This window comes from Malacoplasma muris (assembly GCF_046774425.1).
GTDB classification, from domain to species: domain Bacteria; phylum Bacillota_I; class Bacilli_A; order Mycoplasmatales; family Mycoplasmoidaceae; genus Malacoplasma; species Malacoplasma muris.
In genome coordinates this window covers 631,109-646,496 of record NZ_CP177248.1, presented here as the reverse complement: position 1 = coordinate 646,496, position 15,388 = coordinate 631,109, and the positions used below count along the sequence as shown (strand labels likewise).

Below are 15,388 nucleotides of genomic sequence, written 5' to 3'. Positions count from 1 at the left end.
ATTTCTATAAAAATCATATGGCTGTATGACTTTTATATAACAAAGTATTATAATTATATATGTGTTTGGTTTTATATTAGGAGATATATATGATTATTGGTACTCAAAAAACACAGTGTGCTTTGTGTGGAAAAACACATTTGCTGCAAATTGTTAGAGAAAGAAAAAGTATTCAATACAAAAACCAAGAAGTAAATTATTGAGCTACATTTTATAAGTGTTTAAACTCTCCTGTTGATGATAATGAATTTATAGGAATTAATCAGGAAAAAAGTAATGCATTAAATATTATTAATGAATATAGAAAAAACAATAATTTACTTACATCAGATAAAATTATTGAAATTAGAGAACATTATGGATTAACAGCTTCTGAACTATCAAGAATTTTAGGATGAAATAGTAATTTAATTGATTTATATGAAACAGTATTAGCTCAAGAAAGAGAAAATGATCATATTTTAATGAAAATAAAGGACAGTCCATCTTTTTTGTATCATAGGTTAAAAAGAACTAAAAATATTTTAAATCAAAATAAATTAACTCAACTTAATTTACTTTTGTTAAAGGAAATAAAAGAAAAAAAAGATTATTTTGAAGATTAATATTTTCATATTATGCTTATAGCAAATATAAAAGCTATAGGCATAATTTATTATTCTGTTTATAAGATAATGATAAAATATATATAGTTTTTTATTTTAATTAATATTCTACAATAATATAGTTATTTAAAGGATTACTATGGAATCAATTAATAAATATTTAAGTTATGAACAGCAATTAAAAAATCTTGAATCAAAAAAATTGGTTTTTCCAGATGATAAATCAAGAGATGTTTTTTTAGAATATTTAAAAGAATATAATTATAGTAATTTTGTTTTAGGTTTAAAAAATAAATTAATGTTTGATAGTGATGGTAACTATAAAAAAGAGTTCACATCTAATAATTTAAGATACTTATTTGATATTGATAGAAATATATCTGCAATCATGTGAAAGTATTTTAAAGGATTAGAGTTGCATTTAAATTCTAGTGTTATTAAAGTTATTGCTGAAGTCATTCAATCAAAAACAAATACTCCATATTTGTGTTGTTTGTCTGAAGTTGATTTTGATGATATATTTTCAAATTTAAGTGATGTAAATTATTTTGAAACAAAAGCTGTTATTAAAAAGAAAATGTTTATAGAAGAATTTTATAAAAATTATGATACTATACACACTTTTAATGATGTTGCTGATAGAAATTTAGATCAAGAAAGTGATGATATTATTAGAAGAATTGATAATTCTTGAATAAAAAAAAGAATGGATACAACAGACAAAAGAAAAAAGAAATGAATATATATTCAAATATTCACTTTATGTGCAAGTTTTTCTTTTTCACAAATCCTTAAAGTATATAAAGCAGTTAATATGTCTTTAAAAAATAAAATCATTTATGAGTTTAGTAAAAACATTAAAAAATATTATAAAGTTAAAATGACTGATAAAGATATGAATGATTTAATGGCTGTTATGAGTAAATTGAGAAATGCATTAGCTCATAATGGTTGCATGATTAAACATCGTGGTTATTTAAGTAACGATTCAAAGATATTTGATTTTTTCGAATTAGAAAAAAATGTTGGTTATAAATCTACATTTTTGTATTTAAACGATTTTGTAAAAATTATTGAAAAAATAAGAGGCATGCACGATGGAAAAATTATAGAAGAAATATTTGATTCTATAAAATATAAAATAAAGCAAAGTAATAATAAGGATGAAGTGTCTCCTTTGTTATATGAAATTATTGAGTATGAAACTAAATTTGTTTTCCCAAAATCTGTAAAAAATGTTAATAAAGTTTCTAGAACAAAAAAATAAAAATACCTTAATTAAAGTATTTTTATTTTTTTTAAATTATTTTACTTTTTCATATTGCAAGATAAAAAGTTTTGAATTGTATAATTTTATATAATTCAAAATTTGTATAGTAATCAATTTCTAATTTAATATCACAATCATAATTGTTGCTTAAATTTGAAACAAAAAGAAATTTACATTTCTTGTATGTTTGCTCTATAATTGATTTACCTCCAATTATAAAATTTAATTTTGTATCATTGTATTTAAAGATATCATTTAAGTCATTTATTATAGTTATTCCATTAGCTTTTTCTAATGTCTTAGAGATGACAAAATTGTTTCTGCCTATTAATGGTTTTCTGTCTATTGAATCAAATGTTTTTCTTCCCATAAATACATTATGATTATTAGTTATTTTCTTAAATAAATCTAATTCTTCTTTATTTACTCAAGGCATCTTATTATTTTTTCCTATTCCATTACGAATATCACAACAATATATTGCTATAAACATATTATTTTTTCCTTATCACTATTGTTATTTATAATATTATAAAATAGAAAGATTTTACAATTATGATTATAGATTGTTTAAAAATAGCAAAAAATATTAAAAATAATTTAATAGTAAGAATTAATAAATTTAAAGAAAAATATAAGTTATCCCCTAAAATTGCTTTTTTAATTACAAATAACAATGATAGTGGAAAAAAATTCTTAGAAAGAAAAATTAAAATAGCTAAAGAACTTGGTATTGCTGTTGAAGTATATGATCAAATTAAAATAGAAAAAGATTTATTTAACATTATTAAAAAATTAAATAATGATAATAGTGTTCATGGGATTGTTGTGCAATTGCCTATTTTTAAAGGCGCAAACATTAAAACAGTTTTTAGTTCAATTAATCCTAGAAAAGACGTTGATGGATTAAATCCATTATCAATTGGTAATTTAATTTTAGAGCCTTCAAATACCCTTAATATTCCATGTACTGTTAAAAGTATAATTAGTATTCTTGATTCCTTACAATTAAACTATGAAGGTAAAAATGCTTTAATAATTAATAGAAGTCATATTGTTGGCAAGCCTTTAATACATAATTTGCTAGAAAAGAATATGACAGTAACAATATCGCATTCTTACACTAACAATTTAGATCAATTTATTAAAAATGCAGATTTAATAATAAGTGGTTGTAATGTTGCAAATATTGTTAACATATCAAATGTCAAAAAAGAATCTATATTGATAAATGTTGGTGCTACCTATTTTGACAATAAAATAGTTGGAGATATTGATTTTGATAATTTAAAAGATTATGTAAGTTATATAACACCAATTATTGGAGGTGTTGGTCCTTTAACTGTATTGAATGTTTTTGATAATTTAATGAATTTAATAGAGAGTAATTATTTTGGTTAAAAGTTATGAATAGTTATAAAGAAGAAAATTATTATTTATTATTAAATTATTTAATTCTATTATATGCAACAAAGTTTGATTATTTAAAAACTAATACTTTATTTTTGAAATATTTAGATTACTTGAACCAAAAAATTATGAATTGTATTTTTATCTTTGATGATAAAGACAAAAAAATATTTAGTTATGTAAATGAGAGTGCTATCAGAAGTTGTACTGAACTAATTGCTTTAAATAAAGAAAATATTCTATTTATCTATGAGCATGATTGAATATGAGATATCAAAACTATTGAAATCCCATATGTATATTTCTATAAAGGTAATATCTTATTGTTGAATAATAAACCAATTTATATTAATGAATCAGCTAATGCAAATTTATTTGTTGATCACATTTTAAATAACAAGTGAACATCAATTATTTTGTTTGAAAGAAAAAATCAAATCTTTAATACTTTATATTTAAATAAAAAAAATTATTTAAATATAATAGGAATTAGTAATTTGCCTATAGGTTTTTATCATAGTAATAAATTAAATGATTTGTATGATTACATTAGTGATAATGGATTATTAATTACCTATGTTGCTAATTTTGACTTTAAAGTTAAAAGAAAGTTAGATAAATTAGTTCTTGGTTTATTTGCAAAAGTTTTAGTATTTTATTTTAATGGTAGTATAAATGAATTTTGTCAAACTATAGATATTGTATATAAAAATAATAATTATCCATTTATATATAGAAATAGTTTTGATCAAGTAGATTCACAATTATGAATAGATTTAAAAGCAAATTATGTAAATAGTACACAAGAAGTAGATAATGTTAATGAATTGGTTTCTTTCTTAAAGAATACAATATAAAGCAATAACAAATGATATAATATCTATAATTTTGACAAATTATAGATTTTTTCATTTATTTTTAATATTTTAAGAAAAATCAAAATGATAATTTACAATAAGGTTGTTATATGAAATAATTAGGAGTAAAAAAATTGAAAAAACAAAGCTTAACAAAAGAGTTTTTTGTTAATTTTAATAATACAATTAATTTATTTTTCTATAATTTTTTTGCAAAAAAAGTAAATAAATTAAATAAAGAAAGTATAGACATAGAAAAAGATATAAAAAATAAAACTAATAAAGAAAATGTTGCTATTGCAGTAAATAATCTTTATATGTCATATACAAAAAAAGGCAATCCAACAATAAAAAATTGTACTTTTAATATACACGAAGGCGATTTTCATATATTCATTGGTCAAAATGGGGCAGGTAAATCCACAATTATAAGAATGTTAATAGGATTAAATGATGATTTTAGTGGTCAAATTTTAATATCAGGTGTAGACTCTAAAGAAAAAAATGCAAGAGAAAGCATGATATTTGTACCAGATAAGCCTATTTTTCCAAGTGAATTCACAACATTTGATTATTTATTTTTATCTTGCAATGAAGATATAAGAAAAAATAAAGAATTATTAACTATAAAAATTGATGAATACTTAAAAGAATTTGATATTCTTGAAGTTAGAGATAAAAATCCAAACTTTTTATCATCAGGTCAAAAGCAAAAAGTACTAATTATTAAAATATTAATTAATAAACCAAAAATAATAATACTTGATGAACCAACATCTAACTTAGATTCTATTACTAGAATACAATTTCTAAATAAATTAAAAGAATTATCAAAAAATGAAGAAGTAACTATTTTTATTTCAACACATATATTAGATGAAATAAAAAAATATGCAACAGCTGCAACTTTTATTGATAAAGGAGAAATAAAGTGAAATGGAAAAATAAAGAATGAGGATATATTGGAAATACATAATAAGATTTATAACATTAAATAATGAATATAAGTAAAATATATTTTAAACAATTAAAATCCTCAAAAGTTTTCATTTCTCTATTTTCAATATCAATTATATTAAATTTAGCAGCTAATATTGGTTTGTATTATATTAATAATAGTTATTATTCAGTAATGTTTTATTTGATAGCAGTTTTAGTGCTATTAATGTTGATAAGATTATTTATATTAACAATATATGTAGGATCAAATAATTTAAGGAATAATTTAGATTTTGATTTTATAACAAGATCTGTTACTAAAAATAAAATATTTTGAAGTAAATATAAAGTTATATTAATGATGGAAATAATTGCAATTATTGTTAATGCAATAATCTATATTATTCCAACTGCAATATTAGCAAATTCTACTAATGAAATTATTACTTTATTTTTCTCATCATTTTTTGGAGAATTTTTATTAAGTTTATTTTTTATTCCATTGTTTTTGGTGATTTGTTATAGATTGAAATATTTAAAATCAATAATGTTAATGTTAATTGTATCTATTGTTATTCCTTTATTATCACTAATTTCACATTTATTTTTGCATGGTGATAATAATTCATTATCTTATAATCAAAATCAAAAATATCAATATCAAAATTTTTCTAAATTAGATAAGAACAATAATATAGTTGATAATTATATTGGAATAAAAAATAATTATAGTATTCAAGATTATAAACAAAATACAAATAATGATTTTTATAATTCAATAACAACTACTAATATTGGAACAAATTTTATATTTACTGATTGATTCTTTTCTCCATTTTATACAATAGGTAAGAATCATTTATTGCATGAAAAAGATTTTGATACAATTGTTGATTTAAATAATAATGGTTTTTCAGGATCGTTGGTGAAGTTTAAATTACCACAATATAAATTATTTAATAATGAAAGTAATTATTCTTATGTTAATTCAAATTTAACAGACATAAATATATTTGAATTAAATGCAGAAGAATTAAAAAATCAAATTATTAATTCTATTAATAATGTTATAAATTCAAATATTGTAGTAAATTTAAAAGATAATAATGAAGTTAATTTCTTATATTCTAAAGTGTCAAACAACACTATTTGAATTAAAGAAAATTTCACAGAAAAGGATATAAATACAATTTTGTATTTGTATGGCTTAAAAAATAATGATGCTAATGTTTTATATTATGTATATAAAAATATAGATTATATTCAAAAATTTATTCCAGATATTTTTGAATATGTCAAAACAAATATAAGTGAAAGTATGTCACAGTTGTTATTGTTTTTATATACAAATACAGTTTCAATTTGAAATATGGAAATTTATCAGTCATTGATTTCAAATAGTGAAATAATAAATAAATTCCCTTCTGTTTATGTGCGTGATAATTTCTCTTTACCAAAATCATCTGATATAGATTTTGTTAAAAATGTATATTTATTATTACAAGATAATGCAACAGAAGTTAGAATTTTACAAAAGAATGGTTCATACAAAGCATATCCAATTACCAATTTACAAAATATTGGAATTAAAAATGTTAATTCTCAACAAACATGAATTACATATGTAGATAACAATATTAAAACACTTGCAGATCTTATATCTATATGTGATGCAATAAAAAGTATTGATAGTAATAACATTTATGAATTAATACCTAGTGATAATATTTTTGATATTAATTCATATTCATATTTCTCAAAACCAATTTCAGTTGGTTGATTAGAGTTTTCAGATGTTTTATTAGGATTGTATTTTATAGTTACACCTATTGTATGTTTAGCATCATGAAAATACTCAATAACAAGAAATTTTAAATAACAAAGAGGATTAAAAATGAAAAAAATAAAAACTAAAGTATTATTATGAGGACTTTTAGCAGCTACAATACCAAGTGTTGTATTACCTGTAGTAGCTTGTTCTACTAATGTTTCAAAAAGTAATAAATCATATTCTTTTGATGGACAAACTTTTAATTCAGAAGAAGAATTAAACAAATATGCACACAACAATTTATCACAACAAACTAGTACAACAGTAGCTAATAATCAATTTTGAACTTTAAATACAAATGGTGAAACTACAAAATATAGTGATCCATATTTATTAAAAAACAATATAGAAAAAAATATTAAACCAATTGCTGCTCAATCAAGTTTAAACAACAAAGATGTAGTTAATAACTCTCTTGGAGTAAATGGTGAAATACCAGATCAAATAGTTTCTAGAGTTATACAATCAAAACAAGATGCAAAATTAATAACAGTTTATAGAGGTAGAAATAATAGTTATTTTACTTCTGAAACAGAAGCTAAAAAAAGTTATTTAAATAATCATGAAGGATATTATTTTAATGATTTATATTTTTCAAATATAGAAGGATTGAAACAATATATTGATAGAAATTATGATACTATTTTTACAAATAATCCAAATAATAAACAATTTAAAGTTTTGCAATCTCCAAATGGAAATGTAAGTCAACCAATAGATCCTTCAAATCAAGAGCAGGCCAAACAACAAGTTAAAGAGTTTGTAAAAAATAATTATAAACCAGTTTATTCAATACAAAAAGAAAATACAATTTCTTATGTATCAGATACTTCTCCAACAGAATTAGCAAAGAACTTAACTTTAAATGATATTGATCCTGTATTTTTGGGTAGAAATGGACAAGGTAGTTATATTGTTGATACAGATATTTCAGATGAATATAATTTCTATGGGCCATATTTTTATAATGGTAATTCTGATATATTAAACATTACAGATAAAACATTATGAAAAGAAGTTGAACCAAGTGATAGAGATATTTTAGAAAATAATAGAGAAAATTTGTTTTTACAAAATTTCTTTTCAATGATTGTAAATGATGGAGAAGATGAATCATCAATATTTAATATTGAAGATTTAAAGAAAGAAACAGAAATATTTAATAAGTTTATGCAAGATAATGCTCCTGAAGTATGAAATAAAGTATTAAGCACTAAGAAAATATTAGTAAAAGGGAAAAGATATAATTCATTTGTTAAAATACCTGTTTTGTACACTTTTATCATTGAACAACTTGCGTATAATGGTTATCCAAATAATATTTTAAATACAGTAAAAAAATATTTTTCTAGTGTTTGTGATTTGTATGACAAATCTGTAAGAGCTTTATTTCCAAAAGAAATAATTACACCAGAAAAACAAGACTGAAATGTTATTGATAAAAATGATGGTTTATTATCATTTAAATCATTATTTGGTTTTAATTCACAAACTTTTGATTATTCAGTGGATATTAATTACTATTTAGATCAAATGAAATTAAATTTTAAAAAAATATTACCATCTTTACAAGTTGCTATGTTAGCTTTTCAAAATGCTTATAAATATGATGGAATGGTTCCATTTAATTTTGATTATTTAGGTAATCAAATAAGCAATATTGTAAATAATGTTAGTAAAGAATCTTTAGAATATGTATGAAATTTATTTTCATGTAATAATGAAAACTCAATTATTGATTTTTTCAATGCAAATAAAAGTTCTATTTTTTACAAAGATATGAATGATTTTTCAACTTTTACAAATGCCATAATTAGTAAAGCATATTTATATTTTAAATGTGGAGAACAGGAATTTTTAGAAGGATTAGAAAAACTAAAACAAGGTTATAGTAAATCAGCAATACCAATTTTTAAAGATATAGTAAATTTGGATGACTTATTAAAGAAAGTTGGAAATTCATACACTTTATTTTGTATTTTTAGATTTATGCCAATTCCGGATTCATCAGGGTCAAGTGATTTAGAAATTGAAGTTCCTAAGGCACTTAAACCTCTATACACATTGTATAAAGGATTACACGATTATCAAGAAGATAATTTTGAATTTTGAGATAATAATAAAGAAATTGTTGGGAATTTTTTTAGAACATTAAGTATACCTTTGATGTTTGAATTTATGGGTAATTATTTGTCATTTTTTGACCACACTTTAAATAACACTGTAGCTGGTCAAATGATAAAAGTATTCCAATCTGCATCAAAATTATTAAATAGTTTGAATAATATATTAAAGCATTTTACTAAATTAACGAATGGACTTAAGTGTGTTCCTTATCTTAATGTAGTTTGTTTTGCATTAGATGCAATGCAATTTCTAATTGATGCTTTTGTTCCAAAATATGAAAATAAATCATATATTTACAAATCTGGTGATTATGAATTTGTTTGAGATGGGGGATTAAAAAGTAGTGTATTCTTTGGAATAGTAAAAGAAGATATAAGTACAATTGATTCAATGAAAATATTAGAACCTATTCAAATTACTAATCCAAGAACAAATGATGTTTATTATTTAAATGGTAAAGCTTATGAAACCACTCAAACTCAACAATTGATTGAAGAATATGCAAGATTGTTGTCAATTGGAAGAATAGATTCAGGCAAAATAAAAATTAACTATACACTTAATAATTATTCAAACCTAAATGTGAATGTAAAACCAGTAGATGTATTTGATAATATAGATGATTTAACAAACTATGTTTATGATTATGTATTTACACAAAATAAACAAGATAAATTTTTAGCTGATTATCAAATTTACAAATTTACAAGTGGTAATATTAATACAACAATTCCAGCTACTAGTAATAAACAAGATGCTATTAATAAAGTAATAAGTTTAATAAAACCAACTTATATTGCAATGTTGCCAAAAGTAGATCAATATAACTATCCATTAACAAATAATGATAGTATTACAAATGATAATTCTATTACTGAATATATGTTGCCTGGAAATAGTTATGATTTTAAATCAGGAACAATAATTCCTGAAAGTAGCAAACCAGTTGATAATAAATATGTTATTATTGAACCAAATCTAGAATTAAGTTCAAATTCTTCTAATTCTTCATTGGAAAATAATGTTAATAATCCTAAAAAAGAATTAGAAACACAATTCTTTAATAGTTTTAATGTTGATTCTAAAATAGTTTTTGAAACAGATACAATTGGTGTAAATAAATTTACAGATCTTGATTATCACCCAAATAACTATTTAATTTATAAAGCAAGTTCTCCATATGGAGAAGTTAAATACTTTTTAGATAAAGAAAAAGCTTTTAGCTGATTAATGAGTAAAGCAAATATTAATTATATTGAAAACAAAAAAGAAGTTACTATGTATTTTTATAAAGATAAACAGCAAATGTTTTACTCAATTGAAGATTTTAATAGATGAGTAAGAGAAAATACTAAGGTAATAGGGGAGTAGTTTATGAAAATAAATAAAAAATTAATAAAAATACTTTCAACAATTTTTGGTTGCTGTACTTTAACAATGACTAGTTCATTATTAACTACAGTAAGTCATAATACAAATGTTAGTCAATATAATAGTAATTCAACAAGCACAACAAACAATAATCAACAAAGAATTGAATTCAATGGTAAATATTACAATAATTTAGAAGATGCAACAAATGATTATTTGTATACAAATAAAAGTATAAAAGATGAATTTGTTATAGGAGATTTACAAAATTCAATTATAGATATTGAAACAAATAGAATTAATTATTTAAAATTAAAGCCATATGATGTTTCAAAATTAAAGAAAGCTTACAAAACAGCTAATGGAAAATATACTCAAGATTATTTAACTGCTAAAAAATCTTATGTTAATAATGGATTAATTAAACAAGGGTATGATGATTTTAATGGAAATATTTTTTCTACAATTGAAGAAGCATCTCAATCTATTAGAAACCATACAACTAAGATTGGAACTCCATACTATGAACTTCAAGATAGTACAAATGGAGGTAAACTAGTTAAAATTAATCCATTAAATGCAACTGATATTGATAAGGTTAAAGAAATTGCAATAAACGATGTGTTAAATCCTACCACTACAAATCAATTTAAATTAAATATTAGATTAAAAAATAAAGATAATAATTTTCAATACATTAATGATAGTGCATCTAGTGGTAATTCATATGATAGTCTTTATGGAAAAAATAGTGTTACTAAATTGAGAGATACTTTTGCCAAAAATATGTTAGATAATATTAAAAATAAAGTTAATGATTTTTTAGCTAGCGATAAAAATACTAAAAAAGAATATGAAGTTAATGTAAAAGTTGAACATAGAACATATGGTTCAGCATGAGGCACTGAAAGAGCAAGATACATTTTTGATATAAATGGTAAAAGACAAGAAGTGATGAATTTAAAATTTAATTTATCAGATATTATGAAAGTTAAATTTTATCTTGATGGTAAAAAAGGTTATACAGATTCAAAAAAAATGCGCAATACACTTCTTGCATTTTTAGATGCTGATACATTAAATTATTCATCAGTTAATGGTTTGGATAAAACAATAAGAGTTAAACAACATACAATATTTTTAGTTCCCAATGATTTAGCAGAAGAAGCCATAAATGTTAAAGTTGGTAATAATCCTATTTTTAGTTCATTATATGTTGGGAGTGATGAAGGAGGAACAGGGGGTATTGATTTTCGTTTATTAAATCATGGAAGTGAAGATTTAAATAAACAATATAATTTAGGAGATATAAGATACAATTTAGATTTTACATTTAATCCTAATTTTTGAAATACACTTATTAATGATTTAAAAAATTATTTATGTGATCTAAATATGATTAAATCAGTTTTTGTTGAAAGTTTTCCTCAAGAATATAACGGCATTGATCCTAATAGTTTTTTTGATAACATTGTAAATGTTAATGATTATAAAAACTTTATAGATAAATTGTTAGAAAATAATAGAGATTTATTTACCTTTATGAATCTAAAAAAAAGTGTGGATGGTAAACCAAATAGAGCTAATGGATTTGATATTAATGAAAAATATACAGATATTGGAAATAGATGAAACACAAGACATGATGCTATTTATGAAGAGTTAGAAAGACAAAGAAACCGTTTGAAAGATGCATTAAGGCATTTAGATCTGGATGTTAGTAGAATGACTAAAAATGATAAATTAAATGAATTTTTCAATTTAACTTTTGGATATGATTTTGGGAAACAAGAAGTAGATGCTAAAAAAATGGAATTAACTATAGATTACAATAATCAACCAATATTTTCATTAACTGATGATTTTATTAAGTTAGTAAATGTGAGTCAAAATAATTCAAGTGATAAAAGTTATTTAAGACAAAGAATTATAAAACATTTAGATAAAAATAGAGATAAAAATTATCTAATAAATGTTTCAAATAAATTTTCTAATTTAAATGGTTTATATGTAAATAAAAATAGTAATAGTAATTTAATAAGTATTGATGCTACTAATAAATCTACAATTGATGAATTTATTAATGGTTATAAAGAACTTATAAATTTTTATACTATAGAAAATTTTAAAGATGAATTAATCAATAAAACTTCATTATTAATAGATTCTCAAAATCCATTATCAAGTAATTTAGGAATTATATTAGCATTATATTCTTATCATAAAAGAATTATTGATCCAAATTTTAATAATAGTCAAGCATCTAAGAATTTATTAAAAGATAGTTCAAATATTTTAGTTCTTAAAAAAGATAATGGTTCATTATTAGATATTAAATATGGAGAAATTGTGGGTACATCAACTTCAATTAATGAACCATTATCAAATGATAAGAAAAATAAAATATCTATTAATCAACAAGAATTAAATCAATATATAGCTTTACATACATCATTAACACCAGCTAAAGTTGTTGTTATCTATGATTTAGATAACAATATTGTAAATAGTGATTTTTCAATAGATGGAAATGGTTATGGTGATGGTAGTTATGATAGTGAACAAACTATTATAGATAATGCATTAAATACTTTAATTTTTAATCAAGACGCTGAATATGTATATTATGTTGATAACAATCAAGAAACATTGGTTAAAAATTCAGTTAACCAAATTTATAGTTTATCTTTAAATGATAAAATATATTATTATCCTACATTTAAAGATGCAAGAAATGAATTGAAGGAGTATATTAATTTAAATGCAAAGCATTTTAATTAATAAAAATTAATTATGAAATTAAACAAAATATTAATGTCAACTTTAGTGGGTTGTGCACTACTAACCCCAGTTATACTATCATCATGTTCAATAAAAAATTATGATTCTTCTTCAAATGATGAAGAACAAAAACCCAAAACAATTCCAGTTCCTTTCCAAAGTTCTTTATATGATACTTGAAGTCCTAGAGACAATTTTTTGATTTTTAGTGCATCTGCTAATACTACATATGAAATTCAAAGTGTAGAAGGATGATTAACTAATGAATTAAATAATGGACGTAATTTTGAACATAAAGAAGAAGTAAATGAAAAAACTAAAAATGATGTATTTAGTGTTCAAAGATGAGATAGCACTTTACATCAACCCTTATTTAAAACAATTGATGATTTTTATACATGAATAAAAAAATCTGAAAATAATTATGAAATTCAATTAAATCCTTTAAATGATAATAACGATAAAGATAAATGATTCAATTTCAAAATTTTTAATTGAGATTTTATAACTAATCCTAATTGTTATGTATACATATATATATATACTCATGATCGCGACAAGAATGATATATCAATAAATAGATATATTCGTGCTATAAAAATAAATACATATCCACTTGATGGATATGAGTGACAAATAAATAGATATGATAATAATGGAGATTATGATAATAAAAGGGAATTTTGATTTGAATTTTATTTTAATGATAAAACTACTCCCACTAATCAATAAAACTTCATTATTAATAGATTCTCAAAATCCATTATCAAGTAATTTAGGAATTATATTAGCATTATATTCTTATCATAAAAGAATTATTGATTCAAAATTTAATAGTAGTCAAGCATCTAAGAATTTATTAAAAGATAGTTCAAATATTTTAGTTCTTAAAAAAGATAATGGTTCATTGCTAGATATTAAATATGGGGAAATTGTGGGTACATCAACTTCAATTAATGAACCATTATCAAATGATAAGAAAAATAAAATATCTATTAATCAACAAGAATTAAATCAATATATAACTTTAAACACTTCATTAACACCGGCTAAAGTTATTGTTATCTATGATTTAGATAATAATATTGTAAATAGTGATTTTTCAATAGATGGAAATGGTTATGGTGATGGTAGTTATGATAGTGAACAAACTATTATAGATAATGCGTTAAATACATTGATTTTTAACCAAGATGCTGAATATGTATATTATGTTGATAACAATCAAGAAACATTGGTTAAAAATTCAGTTAACCAAATTTATAGTTTATCTTTAAATGATAAAATATATTATTATCCTACATTTAAAGATGCAAGAAATGAATTGAAGGAGTATATTAATTTAAATGCAAAGCATTTTAATTAATAAAAATTAATTATGAAATTAAACAAAATATTAATGTCAACTTTAGTGGGGTGTTCATTACTAACCCCAGTTATACTATCATCATGTTCAATAAAAAAATCTGGTACTTCTTCAAATGATGAAGAACAAAAACCAAAAACAATTCCAGTTCCTTTCCAAAGTTCTTTATATGATACTTGAAGTCCTGGAGACAATTTTTTGGTTTTTAGTAGTGCTGCTAAAACTACATATGAAATTCCAAATTTAGATGAATGACTAAATAATGAATTAAATAATGGACGTAATTTTAAACATGAAGAAGAAATAAATGTTACTCTTAAATTTGATTCTTTTAGCTACTCTTCTAATTTTATTGGGAGTTCAGATCCTCCACCATTTAAAATAGTGAATGATTTTTATTCATGAATAAAATCTGAAAATAATTATGAAATTTATTTGTTGAATGTTCATGGTGATAATGGTGATAAACTGTTTAAGTTTAGCACTTTTAATTGAGATTTTATAACTAATCCTAATTGTTATGTATACATATATATATACTTTTGGACGCAAAGAAGATGATATTTCAACAAATAGGTATGTTAAAAGTTTAACAATAGAAACATTTCCATCAAGTGGTTATGAATGACAAATAAATAGATATGATGATAATGGGAATTATAATAATCGTAGAAAAATAACATTTAGTTTTAATTTTAATGATCAATCCACTTCTAGTAATCAATAAAACATCATTGTTAATAGATTCTCAAAATTCATTATCAAGTATTTAGGAATTATTAGCATTATATTCTTACCATAAAAGAATTACTGATCCAAAATTTAATAGCA

13 protein-coding genes are annotated in these 15,388 nt (G+C 21.9%); 12 read left to right on the top strand and 1 reads right to left on the bottom strand.

Going from position 1 to position 15,388, the window contains the following annotated elements:
- The first annotated feature begins 89 nt into the window (after positions 1–89).
- Together ACLFO7_RS02590 and ACLFO7_RS02585 are read left to right on the top strand one after the other, a co-directional pair.
- The gene (locus ACLFO7_RS02590; RefSeq protein ID WP_412031962.1) at positions 90–605 is read left to right on the top strand and encodes a type II TA system antitoxin MqsA family protein; all 516 of its coding nucleotides are present in this window, start codon (positions 90–92) and stop codon (positions 603–605) included.
- A 139-nt stretch (positions 606–744) separates the two neighbouring features.
- Positions 745–1,872, top strand: coding sequence for an Abi family protein (locus ACLFO7_RS02585; RefSeq protein ID WP_412031961.1), 1,128 nt, complete (start codon positions 745–747; stop codon positions 1,870–1,872).
- 31 nt (positions 1,873–1,903) lie between these two features.
- On the opposite strand, the gene ACLFO7_RS02580 is transcribed toward ACLFO7_RS02585, so the two are convergent.
- Positions 1,904–2,368, bottom strand: coding sequence for a dihydrofolate reductase (locus ACLFO7_RS02580; RefSeq protein WP_412031960.1), 465 nt, complete (start codon positions 2,366–2,368; stop codon positions 1,904–1,906).
- Positions 2,369–2,430: 62 nt separating this feature from the next.
- Between ACLFO7_RS02580 and ACLFO7_RS02575 the strand changes: the two genes are divergently transcribed.
- The 10 genes from ACLFO7_RS02575 to ACLFO7_RS02530 all read left to right on the top strand — a co-directional run bounded on the left by ACLFO7_RS02575 (position 2,431) and on the right by ACLFO7_RS02530 (position 15,284).
- The gene (locus ACLFO7_RS02575; protein ID WP_412031959.1) at positions 2,431–3,276 is read left to right on the top strand and encodes a tetrahydrofolate dehydrogenase/cyclohydrolase catalytic domain-containing protein; all 846 of its coding nucleotides are present in this window, start codon (positions 2,431–2,433) and stop codon (positions 3,274–3,276) included.
- A gap of 5 nt (positions 3,277–3,281) precedes the next feature.
- On the top strand, positions 3,282–4,142 hold the full coding sequence (locus ACLFO7_RS02570) for a hypothetical protein (RefSeq protein WP_412031958.1): 861 nt from the start codon (positions 3,282–3,284) through the stop codon (positions 4,140–4,142).
- Positions 4,143–4,276: 134 nt separating this feature from the next.
- Complete coding sequence (locus ACLFO7_RS02565) at positions 4,277–5,140, top strand: ABC transporter ATP-binding protein (protein ID WP_412031957.1); 864 nt, start codon at positions 4,277–4,279, stop codon at positions 5,138–5,140.
- A 167-nt stretch (positions 5,141–5,307) separates the two neighbouring features.
- The gene (locus tag ACLFO7_RS02560) at positions 5,308–6,960 is read left to right on the top strand and encodes a hypothetical protein (protein WP_412031956.1); all 1,653 of its coding nucleotides are present in this window, start codon (positions 5,308–5,310) and stop codon (positions 6,958–6,960) included.
- A gap of 15 nt (positions 6,961–6,975) precedes the next feature.
- Positions 6,976–10,410, top strand: a complete 3,435-nt coding sequence (locus ACLFO7_RS02555; protein WP_412031955.1) for a hypothetical protein — start codon at positions 6,976–6,978, stop codon at positions 10,408–10,410.
- A 3-nt stretch (positions 10,411–10,413) separates the two neighbouring features.
- Positions 10,414–13,191 carry a hypothetical protein gene (locus ACLFO7_RS02550; RefSeq protein ID WP_412031954.1) on the top strand — a complete coding sequence of 926 codons (2,778 nt, stop codon included), beginning with the start codon at positions 10,414–10,416 and terminating at the stop codon, positions 13,189–13,191.
- A gap of 12 nt (positions 13,192–13,203) precedes the next feature.
- Positions 13,204–13,923, top strand: a complete 720-nt coding sequence (locus ACLFO7_RS02545; RefSeq protein ID WP_412031953.1) for a hypothetical protein — start codon at positions 13,204–13,206, stop codon at positions 13,921–13,923.
- Complete coding sequence (locus tag ACLFO7_RS02540; RefSeq protein WP_412031952.1) at positions 13,895–14,557, top strand: hypothetical protein; 663 nt, start codon at positions 13,895–13,897, stop codon at positions 14,555–14,557. Before ACLFO7_RS02545 ends, ACLFO7_RS02540 begins: the two co-directional genes overlap by 29 nt.
- A gap of 12 nt (positions 14,558–14,569) precedes the next feature.
- Positions 14,570–15,133, top strand: coding sequence for a hypothetical protein (locus tag ACLFO7_RS02535; RefSeq protein WP_412031951.1), 564 nt, complete (start codon positions 14,570–14,572; stop codon positions 15,131–15,133).
- Positions 15,078–15,284 carry a hypothetical protein gene (locus tag ACLFO7_RS02530; protein WP_412031950.1) on the top strand — a complete coding sequence of 69 codons (207 nt, stop codon included), beginning with the start codon at positions 15,078–15,080 and terminating at the stop codon, positions 15,282–15,284. Before ACLFO7_RS02535 ends, ACLFO7_RS02530 begins: the two co-directional genes overlap by 56 nt.
- Positions 15,285–15,388 lie beyond the last annotated feature (104 nt).